15 protein-coding genes are annotated in these 14,869 nt (G+C 44.9%); 9 read left to right on the top strand and 6 right to left on the bottom strand.

Annotation, left to right across the window (positions count from 1 at the left end):
* Nucleotides 1-51: 51 nt before the first annotated feature.
* Complete coding sequence (locus tag B3N33_RS07770) at nucleotides 52-1,731, bottom strand: HD-GYP domain-containing protein (protein WP_292592853.1); 1,680 nt, start codon at nucleotides 1,729-1,731, stop codon at nucleotides 52-54.
* Between the two features lie 255 nt (nucleotides 1,732-1,986).
* On the opposite strand from B3N33_RS07770, the gene B3N33_RS07765 reads away from it, so the two are divergent.
* Nucleotides 1,987-2,586 (top strand): MBL fold metallo-hydrolase, encoded by a 600-nt coding sequence (locus tag B3N33_RS07765; protein WP_292592851.1) that lies wholly within the window; start codon nucleotides 1,987-1,989, stop codon nucleotides 2,584-2,586.
* On the opposite strand, the gene B3N33_RS07760 is transcribed toward B3N33_RS07765, so the two are convergent.
* The 3 genes from B3N33_RS07760 to B3N33_RS07750 are packed head-to-tail and all read right to left on the bottom strand — an operon-like array spanning nucleotide 2,579 to nucleotide 5,387.
* Nucleotides 2,579-3,871 carry a carcinine hydrolase/isopenicillin-N N-acyltransferase family protein gene (locus B3N33_RS07760; protein WP_099829989.1) on the bottom strand — a complete coding sequence of 431 codons (1,293 nt, stop codon included), beginning with the start codon at nucleotides 3,869-3,871 and terminating at the stop codon, nucleotides 2,579-2,581. The genes B3N33_RS07765 and B3N33_RS07760 overlap by 8 nt on opposite strands.
* A gap of 11 nt (nucleotides 3,872-3,882) precedes the next feature.
* Nucleotides 3,883-4,650, bottom strand: coding sequence for a YdcF family protein (locus B3N33_RS07755; protein ID WP_292592848.1), 768 nt, complete (start codon nucleotides 4,648-4,650; stop codon nucleotides 3,883-3,885).
* On the bottom strand, nucleotides 4,647-5,387 hold the full coding sequence (locus tag B3N33_RS07750) for a glycerophosphodiester phosphodiesterase family protein (RefSeq protein ID WP_214061246.1): 741 nt from the start codon (nucleotides 5,385-5,387) through the stop codon (nucleotides 4,647-4,649). Before B3N33_RS07750 ends, B3N33_RS07755 begins: the two co-directional genes overlap by 4 nt.
* Nucleotides 5,388-5,603: 216 nt before the next feature.
* Between B3N33_RS07750 and B3N33_RS07745 the strand changes: the two genes are divergently transcribed.
* The 5 genes from B3N33_RS07745 to pruA all read left to right on the top strand — a co-directional run bounded on the left by B3N33_RS07745 (nucleotide 5,604) and on the right by pruA (nucleotide 10,448).
* Nucleotides 5,604-5,915, top strand: coding sequence for a (2Fe-2S)-binding protein (locus B3N33_RS07745; RefSeq protein WP_292592846.1), 312 nt, complete (start codon nucleotides 5,604-5,606; stop codon nucleotides 5,913-5,915).
* Nucleotides 5,908-7,725, top strand: coding sequence for an FAD-dependent oxidoreductase (locus B3N33_RS07740; RefSeq protein WP_292592844.1), 1,818 nt, complete (start codon nucleotides 5,908-5,910; stop codon nucleotides 7,723-7,725). The genes B3N33_RS07745 and B3N33_RS07740 overlap by 8 nt, the downstream gene beginning before the upstream one ends.
* Nucleotides 7,709-8,392 (top strand): NAD(P)/FAD-dependent oxidoreductase, encoded by a 684-nt coding sequence (locus B3N33_RS07735; RefSeq protein WP_422655901.1) that lies wholly within the window; start codon nucleotides 7,709-7,711, stop codon nucleotides 8,390-8,392. The genes B3N33_RS07740 and B3N33_RS07735 overlap by 17 nt, the downstream gene beginning before the upstream one ends.
* Nucleotides 8,393-8,429: 37 nt before the next feature.
* Nucleotides 8,430-8,864 (top strand): NAD(P)/FAD-dependent oxidoreductase, encoded by a 435-nt coding sequence (locus tag B3N33_RS07730; protein ID WP_292592840.1) that lies wholly within the window; start codon nucleotides 8,430-8,432, stop codon nucleotides 8,862-8,864.
* Between the two features lie 12 nt (nucleotides 8,865-8,876).
* Nucleotides 8,877-10,448, top strand: a complete 1,572-nt coding sequence (gene pruA / locus B3N33_RS07725) for an L-glutamate gamma-semialdehyde dehydrogenase (RefSeq protein ID WP_292592838.1) — start codon at nucleotides 8,877-8,879, stop codon at nucleotides 10,446-10,448.
* 239 nt (nucleotides 10,449-10,687) lie between these two features.
* On the opposite strand, the gene B3N33_RS07720 is transcribed toward pruA, so the two are convergent.
* The gene (locus tag B3N33_RS07720) at nucleotides 10,688-10,915 is read right to left on the bottom strand and encodes a hypothetical protein (protein ID WP_292592836.1); all 228 of its coding nucleotides are present in this window, start codon (nucleotides 10,913-10,915) and stop codon (nucleotides 10,688-10,690) included.
* A 231-nt stretch (nucleotides 10,916-11,146) separates the two neighbouring features.
* Complete coding sequence (locus B3N33_RS07715) at nucleotides 11,147-12,103, bottom strand: aldo/keto reductase (RefSeq protein ID WP_214079568.1); 957 nt, start codon at nucleotides 12,101-12,103, stop codon at nucleotides 11,147-11,149.
* A gap of 136 nt (nucleotides 12,104-12,239) precedes the next feature.
* Here B3N33_RS07715 and B3N33_RS07710 point away from each other — a divergent pair, with 136 nt between their 5' ends.
* The 3 genes from B3N33_RS07710 to B3N33_RS07700 all read left to right on the top strand — a co-directional run.
* Nucleotides 12,240-12,959 carry a DUF5362 family protein gene (locus tag B3N33_RS07710; protein WP_292592834.1) on the top strand — a complete coding sequence of 240 codons (720 nt, stop codon included), beginning with the start codon at nucleotides 12,240-12,242 and terminating at the stop codon, nucleotides 12,957-12,959.
* 26 nt (nucleotides 12,960-12,985) lie between these two features.
* Nucleotides 12,986-13,627, top strand: coding sequence for a DUF4230 domain-containing protein (locus tag B3N33_RS07705; protein ID WP_292589529.1), 642 nt, complete (start codon nucleotides 12,986-12,988; stop codon nucleotides 13,625-13,627).
* Nucleotides 13,628-13,719: 92 nt separating this feature from the next.
* Nucleotides 13,720-14,869: Ig-like domain-containing protein (locus tag B3N33_RS07700; RefSeq protein WP_292592832.1), on the top strand; the 1,150-nt coding region annotated here is incomplete at its 3' end.

Genomic DNA, 14,869 nt, shown 5'->3' with positions numbered 1-14,869 from the left:
TGGAAGATTCCCGAGGGTTATTGATCTTATTAGAGTTGACATTATTCCGATTCATTTGAAAAGCTCGGAGATTATTGAACGCCACAATGCAGTTATTTCTTCTTCTTTAACACTTATTTCTTTGCGCTGAGAGAATTCTATGAATCTTGTGAGGAGACCTTTTGAGATCAATTGGTCGCCTTTTTCTTCTAGGTACTTCAGCGCTCTTGCTTTCGTTATGGCCTTTCTGTACGGCCTGTCGGTTGTCAGCGCATCGAAGACATCGGCCACCGCAACTATTTGAACAAGCATGTGGATTTCGTTTCCCTTTAGGCCGTCGGGATAACCGTTTCCATCTATTCTCTCGTGATGGTGCCTAACAATATCTCTTACTGCCTTCGGAAAATTCAGGTCTCTCAAGTAACGTTCGCCATATACCGGGTGTCTTTTTATTTCCGTAAACTCTTCTTCGGTCAAAGACGACGGCTTATTCAGCGTATCGAAAGGAATGTCGACCTTTCCATAATCGTGCAACATCGCGCCAATTGAAAGATTGAAAAGATCGATCTTCTCTAGGTCAAGTTCCTTTCCGAACTCATAGCAAATTTTGAGGACTCGAAGCGTATGGAGAGCAGTATAGTCGTCCTTAAGCCTTAACTCTCTGATAAGCTGACTGAAAACTGAGGAGATGCTCTCGAAAAGATTGTTCACAAAGTCCTTCAGATGAGGCGATGTTGTACTGTAGAGAGTAAGAGACTCGAATGCGCCAACAGAGTTTTCAAGAGCCCTAAAGTGCTCTCCTTTAACCTGCATTATTGACGCTTCAAGAATCAGCGTTTCTCCCTTGATGTAACTGGTCAAAGACTCATCCGGAAGAGACTTGAGTTGATTGAGATAATTCTCCGCTCTGGAAACGTTACCGCTCTTCACGTAGAAGTGTCCAAGAAAAATATATGATACTGCAATGTCTGTCCATTCGATATGAGAATTTATGAGCGATTCAAGTTGTTCGGCAATAACTGCCGCTCTGCTGAGGTCATTCAATTGAAGAAGAATCTTCAAGTTAATCATTAGTTTGTATCCTTTTATTGAAACCGCTTCAGAATTGCATCCTTGGGCCAGGTCAAGAAGCTCTATTGCCTCAGCAAATCTGTTCTTCGAGTAGAGATAGTCGATCATGTTCAGCTGAACCATTAGCATTCTTACTGGTGATTCGGCCACTTCTTTTGCTCTCTCATAGAATTTCCATGGATTGTCACCGGTCTGGAGCTGAGTCGAGACCAGGCCAAGATCATTGTAGTATTCAAAGCGCTTCTGGGTCGGTACATACTCCTCCAGTTTCACGAGTTCGGCGAAAAGCGAGAGTGTTTCGTCTCCAAAGCCCATTTCAAATGAAGTCATCATATGGAGCATTTTTAGGTTGATTTCCTGTTCCTTTCCACATTCCTTTGCAATTAGATCCACTGCAAGCTTAGAAACAAGGTAAGCAATCTTGTCCTCTGAATTCCTTGCAAAAAAATACGAGAGAGAGTATATTCCTTCTGCCAGAAGCTCACTTTCCACATCGGAGAAGTCAAATACACCCGTCTCGTCGAATGTCTGAGAGTATACAAAGTCAAGAGCTACCAATATCCCGAGATCTTCTCTCGAGAGATCCTCTTCATCAAGAATAGCCCTCAGCTCAGATCTGAAACTTTCGGGATCATCATAATTGAATCTTAAGGCCAGACCGCAAATTCTAGAATTTTTCAAATCTAACTCCTCTACCCCTCGATATTGTATCATGCGACCGCCTTTCTGGTAAAATCTCTTTAGTAAATTTAATTATGATGCATTACGATCAGAAAAGCGAACTAATGTCACCGTCCATGCTATTCAGTGACATTCAGCATCAGTTGTTGCTGCCTGCCATGAGTGTTAGCGCTGTTTAAAGTGCTGACAATAGGAATCGCTCAATATCTTATGACTTTGCAGGTGTCTGGAACGATTTCGACGGGAGGGCTGTTTATGGTAGATGTCAAGAAACTACTGGCCAAAGCTCTGGATGAGAACTGTTATGTGATAGAAGAAGAGGAAGTGCTAACAATTGTAGACCCCGGTTATGGTCTCTCAGAAGAGTTTACCAAACTTGTGAGCGACAAGCAAGTACGCATTCTTCTAACTCACGGCCATGCCGATCACACACACGATGCCGATCAGATTGCCGCAAGCGCGATTATTATACATGAATTGGACAGACCATTACTACTAGATCCAAGTAGAAGCTTTCTCACCTTTTTCGGAAAGACTCGTCTTCTTATAGAAGAAGGCTTGATTGTAACTCCCGAGATTCTTCACAGACCCTGGAAGTGTCTTCACACTCCCGGACATACAAAGGGTTCCTGCTGCTTCATGTACGGAGAGAGATACCTTTTTTCTGGCGATACAGTCTTCTCGAATTCGGTTGGAAGAACTGATTTACCAGACGGCGATGGAATAGAGATGGAGAGGAGTCTTAGAAAGCTCAAGCAGTTCTTCATTGAAAGACCTGATTTGATAGTGCTTCCAGGCCACGGACCGGAAACGACGGCTCAAAGTATTCTTAGGGAGAACCCCTTTTTCACGTAGGAATCTCCTTCTTGAAGTTCCTTGATTTCAGCTCCTGAAGCTTCTTGTTCTGTCTGTTCCAGTACTTTCTATTGAAGAAGCCTGCTTCTACCTCTTCTTCCTCTAGAAGCGAGGTCATTTTCCTCGCAATATTCCTGCTCTTATCGAATGCCTGCTCCGAGAGATCATCTGCTTTCATTTTCCCGGCAGTCAACAACAGATCCTGTTCAAACTGAAGGCAGTACTCTCTCCACAACTCTTTTGCCTTTGAGTCTCGTAGAATAGCTAGCCGGATGAATTTCTCCCAGCTCCCCCAGTAGTTGATCCCGTCTTCCGGTTCGTCAAATGGAAGGCTTGATTCGTAGCTATCAAACCATACTGGCTTGAACACAGATAGACAGGGGACACTACTATTAGTTATCCATATTTCTGGCTTCTCTCCCAGAACAACTACCATCGAAGAAGTAGTCTGACTGCTGACTAATGAGGCACCGGCGTGCATACAAATATTTCGCATTGAACCGAGGTGTTTGCTATTTTCGTGATCTCTAAGAATCTCAAAGCTTCTTTCGATACTTACTTCTCCCTCTTCCAGAAGCTCTTGCATTCTTCTAAGTCTTGTTCCTGCGCCCGAGAATTTCCTAATTAGTTTCTTTTCGTATGATTCAGCAAAGCTAAACGCTTTCCCGGGCTTATGCCATCCGTGATTTTCTGCGTTTCGAATGACCTGAGGATGACCATCATCAAAGTCGTCTCCAAGAGTCAGACAGTTTGATATCGCGGCAGATCCTTTCACCTTCTTCGAAACCCAATAGCTATCGGAGGTTTCCAGAACCCACGCATTTTCTCTATCTGCTATCAGAAAAGAGTTGTGATAATATAAATATTTGGTGAAACCTCCGTTAGCTCCCTGACCGTAATCTTCAATCAACTCAACAATCGTTTTGACAGCATGTTCGGCACTTTCCGATCTCTCCAAAGCAATCCTCAATATGTCCATACCCAGGAGACCGTCTCTCCGGACCGTCTCCTTCGTGAAAACCGCTTCATTTCCTATAACAACTCCCTTGTCATTGACTCCCATTTCGCCACCCCACATCCATGATGGCTTCGAAATGAGGATCGCGTTAGTCTCGCTAACCTGGCTGACTCTCTGCGTTGTTGTGAACAAATCCGTTCCATTACCTGATAAACGAGGAAAGAAATGGATCGATTGCGGCTCATTTGGCTCACGGTCGCTGTTCTTTCCGAAAATCGTTCTGCCATCTGCTGTAGAACTACCAAGAACTACAAAGGAATCACACATGATCTCACTTCTTATGGACTCTTCAGAAGATATCTCAACTGCCCAAAATACTCATGAAGAGCAGAAAGATTTGCATCGAGCGCCCGCTGGTTAGGAAGAAAATCTACGTAGCTGAGTTTTGTGTGGTCATACATGTAATCCGTTGGAAAAGGTGTAACACGTAGAGAGAACTTCTCAAACGAACTTACCGCCCTTTTCATATGAACGGCAGAAGTCACGAGAATTACACTGCTCCAGTTGAACTGACTGCAGATATCTGCCGTATAATGCGCATTTTCCCAGGTTGTCTGAGCTCTAGGCTCGACAATCACCCTGGCAGATGCGACACCTCGATCAAGAAGCCAATCCCTCATTAGCTCGGCAACAGTAGACGTTGATCGACCGGGCATGAATGATCCTGTCACAATTATCGGCAACTTTGTCTGAAGATGTAGAGTATATGCCTTCGATAACCGCGCTACGGTGTGATTGTCGAGCACCTGACCTTCAGGAGAAATGACTATCCCACTGCTTAGTACCACTATTGCCTGACCGTTCACGGCACGAGGAGCAGTGTATGCCCTCTCTAAAGGCTGAAGATAAAGGTGAGTACCAAGACCAGTTGAAAGTAGATACGCAAAGAAACACAGAACAATAACAACAATTCCTATTACCTTTGTCCGTCTTTCTTCGCCCTTTCTGATCAAGATAACTGCAATTATTAGAAAGATGAGTATGAAAAGTCCTGGCGGTGTCAATATTGCCGAAGCGAATTTTTCAAGATACAGCAATGCCGTCACCTTCTTTCGCTCTTTCCTCCAAGTGCAGCCATTATACCTTGAAGATTGTCAGTTATTATTATGTCGGCTTCACCCTTGATCTTCATAAGTAGTCCAGGATCGTTTAGAGTCCAAAGCGCAACTTTTATCCCTCTGCTTCTGACAAAGTCGATGAGACTCACTCCCAGCTCAAAACCAATCTCATCAAACAGCTGAACCGGAAGATTAAATGAAAAGGGTTTGTACTCCATGAGTTCTTCAAAATACTTGGCAGGATTCTTTCCTCTTGCTTCTTCACCGATAAGAAGCCCAATATTCGCCTGAATATCACATTCCTTAACTCTTCGCATACAATCGTGATGGAAGGAAGAGAAGAGAGTTCTATCCATCGCATTGAAGCTTTTCACCAACGGAACAACTACATCAGCGGCCCGGGGATCCTTGATCTCAACATTTATATAGGCCGTTTCGGGAAGCTCAAGATAAACTTCTTCGAGCGTGGTAAGGCCTTCTGGATTGACGAGATTCATCTTCTTCAAGTTCTTGAAAGTCGTCTCTCCGACTACAACATCTGCCCCGAATGTTCTCTTCAGATCGGGATCGTGATTCACTACAAGCACCCCATCGCTGGTAATTTGAACATCAAGTTCTACACCATCTGCTCCAATCTGAACTGCCTTGATTAAAGAAAGGAGGGAATTTTCCCCATCCCCTATACCCATGCCCCTGTGTCCTAGAATTATAGGTCTGGAATCCATAAGAACCTCCTTCTCCTGCAAATGACTTTCATCAATGCAAATCAACTTGACTAACATCTGAAACCCCGTTTCTCGCTCCTCAATTCCGGCAACTGCACATATTTACAATTATAGCAGCATACTTTACCTGTTCATGAGTATACGCGAATATGCTGATTTTCTTCAGGAGAAGAAAAGGAATTATACTTGTAATAGACATTATATGGAGGCGATACCTTGGAGAGAATTACTGAGCATCCATTGCTTTCGTTTGAGCGCAGCGAGAAGATCACTTTCTTTTTCGAAGGGAGAGAGCTTTTGGCGTATTTCGGTGAGTCCATTGCGGCTGCTCTACATGCAAACGGTATAAGAAATCTGCGATACAGCCCCAAGAAAGACCGCCCTCAAGGGCTTTTCTGCGCAATAGGAAAGTGTTCTTCCTGCTTAATGGAAGTAGATGGAAAACCAAATGTTCGCACTTGCATAACTCCGGTGAGACCCGGAATGAAAGTTAGAAGGCAGTCAGGCAAGGGTGAGATCAGTGAATAATCTCGATCTTCTTGTTGTAGGCGGTGGACCGGCCGGATTGTCTGGCGCATTAGAAGCAGCGAGAAGCGGTCTGTCGGTACTGCTGGTAGATGAAGCGGTTTCCACTGGAGGACAGCTCATCAAGCAGACACACAAGTTCTTTGGCAATGAGGGTTTCTTTGCGTCAGTTAGGGGATATGAGATAGCCGATAGATTGAACGAAGAGCTGAACTCATTCGAGAATGCCAGAATACTGACGGAGCACTCTGTCATCGCAATCTATCCCGACGGTGTCCCAGTAGTAGATATGAAAAGGGACACGACTGAAGTGTTAATGCCTAAGAAGATACTTCTAGCATCGGGCGCATCAGAGAAATTCCTGCAGTTCGAGAACAATGATCTACCAGGTGTATACGGAGCCGGTGCCGTCCAGACTCTCATGAACCAGTTCGGTATTCTTCCCGGCACGAACGTTCTGATGATCGGGTCTGGAAATATCGGCCTTATTGTCTCTTACCAGCTGATGCAGGCCGGTGCAGAGGTAAAAGCAATAATCGAGGCTTCTGACAAAATCGGGGGCTATCAGGTGCATGCCGACAAAGTGAAACGACTGGGTATCCCAGTAAATCTAAGGCACACAATCTCAAGAGCCATCGGAAAGGATTCAGTCAAAGGAGCTGTGGTTTCTGAGCTTGACGAGAGATGGAGACCGATTCCGGGAACAGAAAGAGAGTTCGTGGTCGATACCATATGCATCGCAGTGGGATTATCTCCATCGATAGAACTAGCTGCCCAAGCTGGTTGCGTGATTGAATACATACAGGAGTTAGGAGGTTATGTCCCTCTGAGAAATGATGACATGAGAACCTCAGTACCCGACCTGTTCGTGGCTGGTGATGTTTCGGGAATAGAAGAGGCAACAACGGCAATGATAGAAGGAAGAATTGCTGGACTTACAATCGTTGAAGACTTAACTGGCAGATGTGATCAGGAAAAGCTGAACTACTTGAAGGAAACATTAAGGAAGTTCCGCAGTGGTCCTTCCTCATCAAAGACGAGGTCCGGTATAAGAAAACTCGGAGGGAAAGTTGAGGAGGCTTCTTTTAGTGAAAGAATCGAATGTGACTTCGATAGCTACAAAGGGAAGTTGCGACCCATAATCGAGTGCTTTGAGTCGATCCCCTGTAATCCTTGCGAAACGAGTTGCCCGGTTGGAGCAATAAGAGTTGGAGAGAACATCAACTCTATTCCCACAATAGACTATTCCAGGTGTACTGGTTGTAGCATTTGCGCCACTAAGTGTCCAGGTCTTGCGATTTTCATGTTCAGAGAGAACAAAGACGGAACCTCATCGATCGGTATCCCCTACGAGTTTCTTCCCCTGCCCGTAAAGGGTCAGTATGTAAGTGCATTGGGAAGGAATGGGGAAGTGATATGTACGGCAGAGGTGGAAAGAGTAGCTAGGTCTCCAAACAAAACAAATCTTGTCTACATCATTGTTCCTTCGGAAGTTGCACAAGGAGTTAGAAACATTTTCGTGCCTTCACAAGAGGCAGAAACCATTGTATGCCGTTGTGAAGAAGTAACAGTTGATCAGATAAGAAAAGCGATAAAAGATGGGTATAAGGATTTCGAAGAACTGCGCAGGTACTTGAGAATAAGTATGGGACCCTGCGGGGGTAGGACGTGCAGACTAAATACTTTGATGATTCTGTCAAGGGAGACGGGAGTGCCTGTTGAAGAGCTTGCTCCAGGGATCTTCAGACCACCTTCTATGCCTGTAAGCTTCAAAGCAATAGCTGAAACTGGAGTTGATGATAGTGAAGAGTAGGTACAAAGTTGTTGTTATCGGCGGAGGTGTAATCGGAACTGCAGTTGCCTTCTATCTTGCAAAAAATGGTGTGAGCGATGTTGTTGTTCTTGAGAAAGACTATCTTTCTTCAGGTTCTACTGGTCGGTGTGGCGGAGGCATAAGACAGCAATGGTCTGAGAGAATGAATGTGAGACTGGCAATGCGGAGTGTTGAGCATTTTAAGAGATTTGAAAGCGAAGTGGGGTTCGATATCGAATACTTTCAGGGAGGTTATCTTCTTCTGGCCTACACAGAAGAAGAGGTTTTGCTTTTCGAAAGAAACACCAAGATGCAACAGGAAGAGAATCTTGATGTTGAGCTCCTGTCAAAAAACGAAGCATCTTCGAGGTTCTCGTTTATCGACATGTCAGGTGTTAGAGCCGCCGCTTACTGTTCAAGTGATGGTCATGCAAATCCTCACCTGACAACGTTTGCATACGCTAGGGCCGCTGAGAGAATGGGGGTTGAGGTCTTAACTCATACATCTGCAGAAAATATTATTACCGAAGATGGAAGAATTGTGGCTGTGCAAACAAGCAAAGGTAAGATCGAAACAGAAGTTGTCGTTAACGCTGCCGGCGGATACTCCCATGAGGTGGGAGCGATGGCTGGAGTTGAGCTTCCTACCGAGTTNNGAGTCCTATAGACACCAGATCTTCGTAACGGAGCCTCTAGAGCATATTATGGATCCGCTGGTCATAAGTTTCGAGAATAACTTCTACATCAGACAGACAAAGGCGGGAAACTTCATCATGGGGCAGGGTGACAAGGACGAACTCCCTGGACATAATGTTACCCCAACTTGGAAGTTCCTAAGAGAAATGACCGAGAAGATGCCTAAATTCTTCCCATTCCTACGCGACATTAGAGTATTGAGACACTGGGCAGGTCTCTATAACATGTCTCCCGATGCTCAACCCATCATCGATCGCGCCGTCGATATTGATAACTTCTACTATGCAATCGGGTTCTCCGGTCACGGATTCATGTTAGCACCGGCTGTTGGAGAGGCTGTCGCCGAATGGATAGTACATGGAGAACCGAGAAGCGTTGACATTTCAAACCTGAGCCTAAATAGATTCCAGGAAGGCTTTACAATAGAAAAAAACGTAGTATAGGAGGTTACGAAGATGTTTGAAGCGACAGATTTCCAGATAATTCCGCCTTTTACAAACGAGCCTTATATCAATCCCGACGACCCCGACGTAAGATCCCTAATGAATCATGCTTTTGAGAAGATCCGATCTCAAGGTAACGATTATGATCTGTTCATCGGAGGCAAATACTATTCGACCGACAAGAAAATCATCTCAACAAATCCAGCAAATCCAAATGAAGTCGTCGGGAGGGTTTCAAAAGCCAACAAGGACTTTGTTGACAAGGCAATGGAAACCGCTTATCAAGCATTCAAGACATGGAGCAGGCTGCCGGCTTCAGAAAGGGTCAAGCCTTTCCTAAGAGCTGCACGCATTATGAGGGAAAGACGGTTCGAACTTGATGCAACTATGATTCTCGAAGTTGGTAAGAGTTGGATAGAAGCAGACGCCGATCTTGCAGAAGCGATAGACTTTCTTGAATTCTACTCTAGAGAAGCCCTCAGATACGCGAGTCCTCAACCACTTGTTCAGATTCCAGGCGAACTAAATGAACTGATATATATCCCGTTAGGAGTTGGGGCCATCATTCCTCCCTGGAATTTCCCTGGGGCGATTATGGCTGGCATGACAACAGCGGCCGCAGTTTCGGGAAACTGTGTACTACTGAAACCCGCATCGGACTCACCGGTGATAGCTGCTAAATTTGTTGAAATACTTAAGGAAGCGGGACTTCCAGATGGGGTAGTCAACTTTGTGCCAGGTTCGGGAAGTGAAATCGGCGATTATCTGGTAGAGCATCCGCTTACAAGGTTCATCTCGTTCACGGGTTCGAAAGAAGTTGGATTGAGAATTAACGAACTGGCGGCAAAGCATAACAATGGGCAGATATGGGTGAAGAGAGTGGTTCTGGAAATGGGAGGCAAAGACTGTGTGGTCATTGATGAAACGGCCGATATTTGTGCAGCTTCATCTGGAGCTGTAGCTAGTGCGTTTGGCTTTCAAGGACAGAAATGTTCCGCCGGATCAAGGATTATCGTGGTCGAGGATGTCTATGACGAGATAGTTCGATTAGTGAAGGAGAAAACCGAGGCTCTAACCGTCGGAGATACAACTGATCCTAGCAACTACATCGGCCCCGTCATCAACGAAGACGCAGTGGCCAAGATTCTGAGCTACATTGATGTTGGGAAGAGAGAAGGCAAATTGATAACCGGAGGTAACTCTCTCCAAAGAGAAGGATATTTCATAGAGCCTACAGTGTTTGCCGACGTGTCGCCTGATGCAGTGATTGCACAAGAAGAGATCTTCGGACCGGTAACAGCGATTATTAGAGCACACGATTTTGATCACGCAATCGAGATTGCCAACGGTACGGAGTACGGACTAACTGGGGCTCTTTACAGCAAGGATAGGAAGAGAATCGAGAGAGCTAAGGCAGAGATTCACGTTGGAAATCTATACTTTAACAGGAAGTGTACTGGAGCACTTGTAGGCGTCCAACCGTTCGGTGGATTCAATATGTCTGGTACAGATTCCAAAGCAGGTGGAAGAGATTATTTGCTGCTTTTCCTCCAGGGAAAATCGATTAGCGAAAAAATCCTCTAGTATGCAAGAAGGCCCTTTGCGGGCCCTTCTTGCATTATCAATTTCGCTCCATAACTCTCTTGACCCAAACTGTTCCGCTGAGATGGATGGTTGCTGTTGAACTTGATGTGGCGGCATAATTCTAGATTGCCACCCAATGGACATCTTCTGCCATTCCAGTGATAATCTCGAGAAACATTTCCAGAGTCTTGGAATCCCTCGATTCAATCTCGAAATAGTTTTCTCCCGGATTAATCACATTAAATAGTCAGTGATCTGCTATGAAAGACGGGCTGTCTAAAAACCTCGGCAGATCTTTGTTTTCTTGGCTCTCTGAACACGTAGAAGTCGATGTCTATTGAGTCTTGTGGATGAGGCTTTTGGAGAGCCCATTCAACTTGCGCCATGACTTCAAGACCAACAACTGCGAAATTGTGAGGAAGATCCAACTGCGTCTGCTTTCTGGCCTCGTAAATGATCTCGTCCAACTAAGGAACTGTCTCGGTTCCGAAGGCAAAGCTCGAAAACGCAACGGGACTCCCGCGAAGTTCAAAATCAATGGCTTCTGTTATCCCTTCAACGATCGGAATAGGTACTGGAAACAAGTACAAGCATGCCCTCGCGAGCGTGATCACGAAAGATCAAGAGAGTAACAAGAATGCTTTCTTCAGTATTTATAACGCCTCCCTTCTCATTTTCCATTTATTGAGACGAGAATCTTAATCGATTATCGCCATTACTTCTTCCACAACATCGTCGGTCAATCTTTCCTTCAAATCTAGGGCTTTGAGGTTTTCTCTAAGCTGTTCAACCCTACTAACTCCAAGGATAATTGAACTAACGTTTTCATTCTTGAGGATCCAGGCAAGTGCCAGCTGAGCGAGTCCCGTCTCGAGCTTCTCTGCGACATCTGCCAGTTTGGCAACCTTTCTTAGATTTTCTTCAGAGAATATTCTGTTCTCTTCAAGATGCTTTTTCAAACCGGGGAACTTGGCTAACCTACTGTTTTCCGGAATACCACTGTTGTACTTCCCCGTAAGAAGACCACTGGCAAGAGGGCTCCAAACAGTAAGACCAAGACCGTACTGTTTGTAGATAGACTGATACTCCGATTCAACCCTTTCTCTCACAAACATGTTGTACTGCGGCTGCTCAACAACAGGAGGAATAGCATTCAACTTCTCGGCAGCTTTGTGGGCTTCTTCCAGCTCTTTAGAACTCCATTCAGATGTCCCCCAGTAGAAGGCAAGACCGTTTCTGACAATGTAATCCATTCCAAGGACTACTTCCTCCATCGGAGTCTCGGGATCTGGTCTATGAGCATATAGTATATCAACATATTTAAGCTGGAGTCGTTTGAGAGAATTCCAGGTCCCCTCAAGAAGGTGCTTTCTTGAGAGTCCCTTCTGATTTGGTTTGCTTCCTCCCCAGAAGATCTTCGTGGAAACGACAACTTCCTCTCTTTTGAACTCCTTCAGGATCTCGCCCATCATTGATTCGGCCATACCGCTGGCGTATGCCTCAGCGGTATCAAAGAAGTTAATTCCCGCTTTATATGCCTCTCTCATGGTTTCTCTTGCGTTATCGATATCTAGTTGCGCTCCAAAAGTAAGCCATGATCCGAGACTCAGCTCACTAATAAGAAGACCACTTCTTCCAACTTTGCGATATTCCATAACTTGTCGAACCTCCTTCTCAATGCCGATATAGATTGTTTTAATTATATCATTGTATTCTTTGATACAAATCATGTGGAGGGGGAAACGACAATCGGTTAGCGAAAAGCTTTTGAGAACACGAGAGCGTGGTTTGATGTCAAAAAGCAGGACGATAAGGGCCGGAGCAAGGTTTGGTTATGCAGCCAGAACGGCCAGTCAAACTGCTATGGTAAGCCTCTGGTTGCCCGTCAACAGCTTCTTTCATGCACTCGGCAAATCCCTGATCTCATCAACAGAATCTGGACTTCGATTTCTACATATGAATAAGATCAACGTTTGGCGACTTTTTATCATCGACACAAAGAGTATTGGAGTGAACCCGTTACACACAACTCAGTTGTTGAATGGATTTTCTTTCTTCTCTGATAAACTTGGAGTGAGACTAGAAGAGGAGGTGTTGCATATGTTGGAGAGAACGGATGGGGCATCCGGCATAGAAGGTATCACTTATCAAACTTTGAGCGGTCTCAGCTATTGGGCTGGATTTGTCGGTATATGGACTATAGTAGGTGCCGTTCTTGGGATTATTGGGTCTATAGTAGGTATGGTGGCAAACCCCTTCTCGATTTTCGGTGCTATAAGCGCAGTAGTTGCTTTGATTATGGGGCTGAAACTTAGGAGTTCGAAGAAGGAATTAGACTCGTTTGTCCAATCAAAGGCGTCAATCAACTTGGAAATTGCGCTTGACAGCCTTAGACATTACTTCAGAATTCAGGGAATACTTATAATCCTAGCCCTTGTATTCATAGTTATAACAATAGTTTCCATGGCTGCTATGGGTAGTCTAATGGCAAATTACATGAATAGCTTCTGAAATAGCCAAACTTTGGAGGTGACTAGTTGTTCGTTCTGAATATAGTACTTTTCGCAATAATAGCTATACTCGTTTTCCTTTTCTTCCAGTCGAGAAAGAAGACGAGTTTCAAATCGGAATCGATAATCCATAAGGTAGAGAGAATCTCTGAGTTGAGCACTGCCAAGATGACTACCTTGCTGATTTTCGAACCCGAGAGAGGAAGTCTCGTTCCAGGAACGGTCCAACGATTCATCTTCATCGTTCCATTCCAGGTACGTGGTTATCTCGATCTGAGGAGATTAAGGGAAGATTCCATAGAGGTCCATGAAGGTGAAGCAAGAAGAATAAAACTCACCCTTCCTGCTCCCAAACTCGAAGTGACGATACCTCAGAGTAAGATTCCAGACATCAAAGTAATCAATCAAAGCGGAGTACTCGTAAGAATCTTTGGGAACAGGGATATGCTTAAGACATTTCAGTCATACAGTAAGGAGATTGAGAAACAGGCACTTCAGAGTGCATATGAGATGGGGGTTGAAGAGACTTCAAAAGAAAGCGCGAGAAACTTCTTTCATGGGCTCTTTCTTGGAATGGGGTTCGATGAGGTAGTTGTTCTTTTTGAGCAAGATCAGGTGCCTGACGCACAACCTTCATCTGAAACAATCAGAAGTGATAGAAAAGGTTGAGCTTATAGAAGCTGACGTCCACGAAATGAAAACATTTAGGTCAAGCAATACGAACGAACTCAGGTTTCGATTAGATAGAAAGGGGGATGTTTATGAAGAGATGGATGGTCTACGTTCTAGTTGTTGCTGCCGTGGCTGCAATAATACTTATTATTACGCTTCCCGGAGTCCTAAACAAGGAGCCGCAGATCGAATTACCTGTGCAGGTGGTCAACCAGGGTGAAAAGCTCTCTGTGAATCTGAAGCAATTTGTCAGTGATGAAAAAGTTGATGAGGTTGCTCTTGAACTGATAGATGGGCCCGGTGATTTGTCTGGCTTTTCTTACACTTTTGAACCAGGGTTTTCGTACGCTGGGGAGATCGCTGTCAGGATTCGCGCAACGGATGAACAAGGAAAGAGCTCTGAAGATGTAATGCTTGTTAATGTGATAAGGGTGAATCGACCTCCCGAAATCGATACATCTCCTGTTGTAGTGAATGAAGGAGAGATGCTTTCTATAGACCTGAATTCAATTGCCGTTGATCCAGATGGAGACAACCTGGAATTCTCGGTTGAGGGGCCGGGCGAGCTGGAAGGAAGTATCTACACCTATTCCCCAGGCTACAACGATGCCGGTGATGGCGTCTTGAGAGTAACTGCCAGAGATACTCACGGTAATGAGACAGCTCGCGACATTCCACTCGAAATCATTGATGTCAATGCTCCACCAGTAATGCAAATCAAGAATCAAGTAGTCAACGAGGGAGAACGCATATCGGTGGATATTGCCTCTGCTGCCGTCGACGTAGATGGAGATGAAATCTTCTTCAGTATAGAACAAGGTCCTGGACTACTTGAAGATGGTCTATTCGTTTATGAACCTTCTTTTGCAGATGCTGGAACGAAGAGCGTGATTATCAGGGTAGTAGACAGTTACGGGAACGAAGCCTTTTCAAGCTTCGAGGTCGAAGTCAAAGACTTTAACCGTCCCCCAAAGCTTCTCTTAAGTGACATCGTCTTGAACGAGGGCGATACAGTGGAAATTGACTTCCTCGAAAGGGTTATCGATCCCGATGGAGACGAGGTAAGCTTTGCTATCGAAGGACCGGGAGAAATTGTCGATGGCAAGTACAAGTACACTCCTCGTTTCGGCGAAGCCGGCGAGGAATCAGTTACAGTATTCCTGGAAGACGAGAAGGGTGGAACAAGCACTACAGCTTTTAGAATAAGAGTGAACGAAGTCAACAGACCGCCAACAGTAT

This window comes from Mesotoga sp. UBA5825, from assembly GCF_002432955.1.
Classification (GTDB): domain Bacteria; phylum Thermotogota; class Thermotogae; order Petrotogales; family Kosmotogaceae; genus Mesotoga.
The sequence above is the reverse complement of the archived record's forward strand: the minus strand, read 5'-3'. Positions and strand labels throughout refer to the sequence as shown.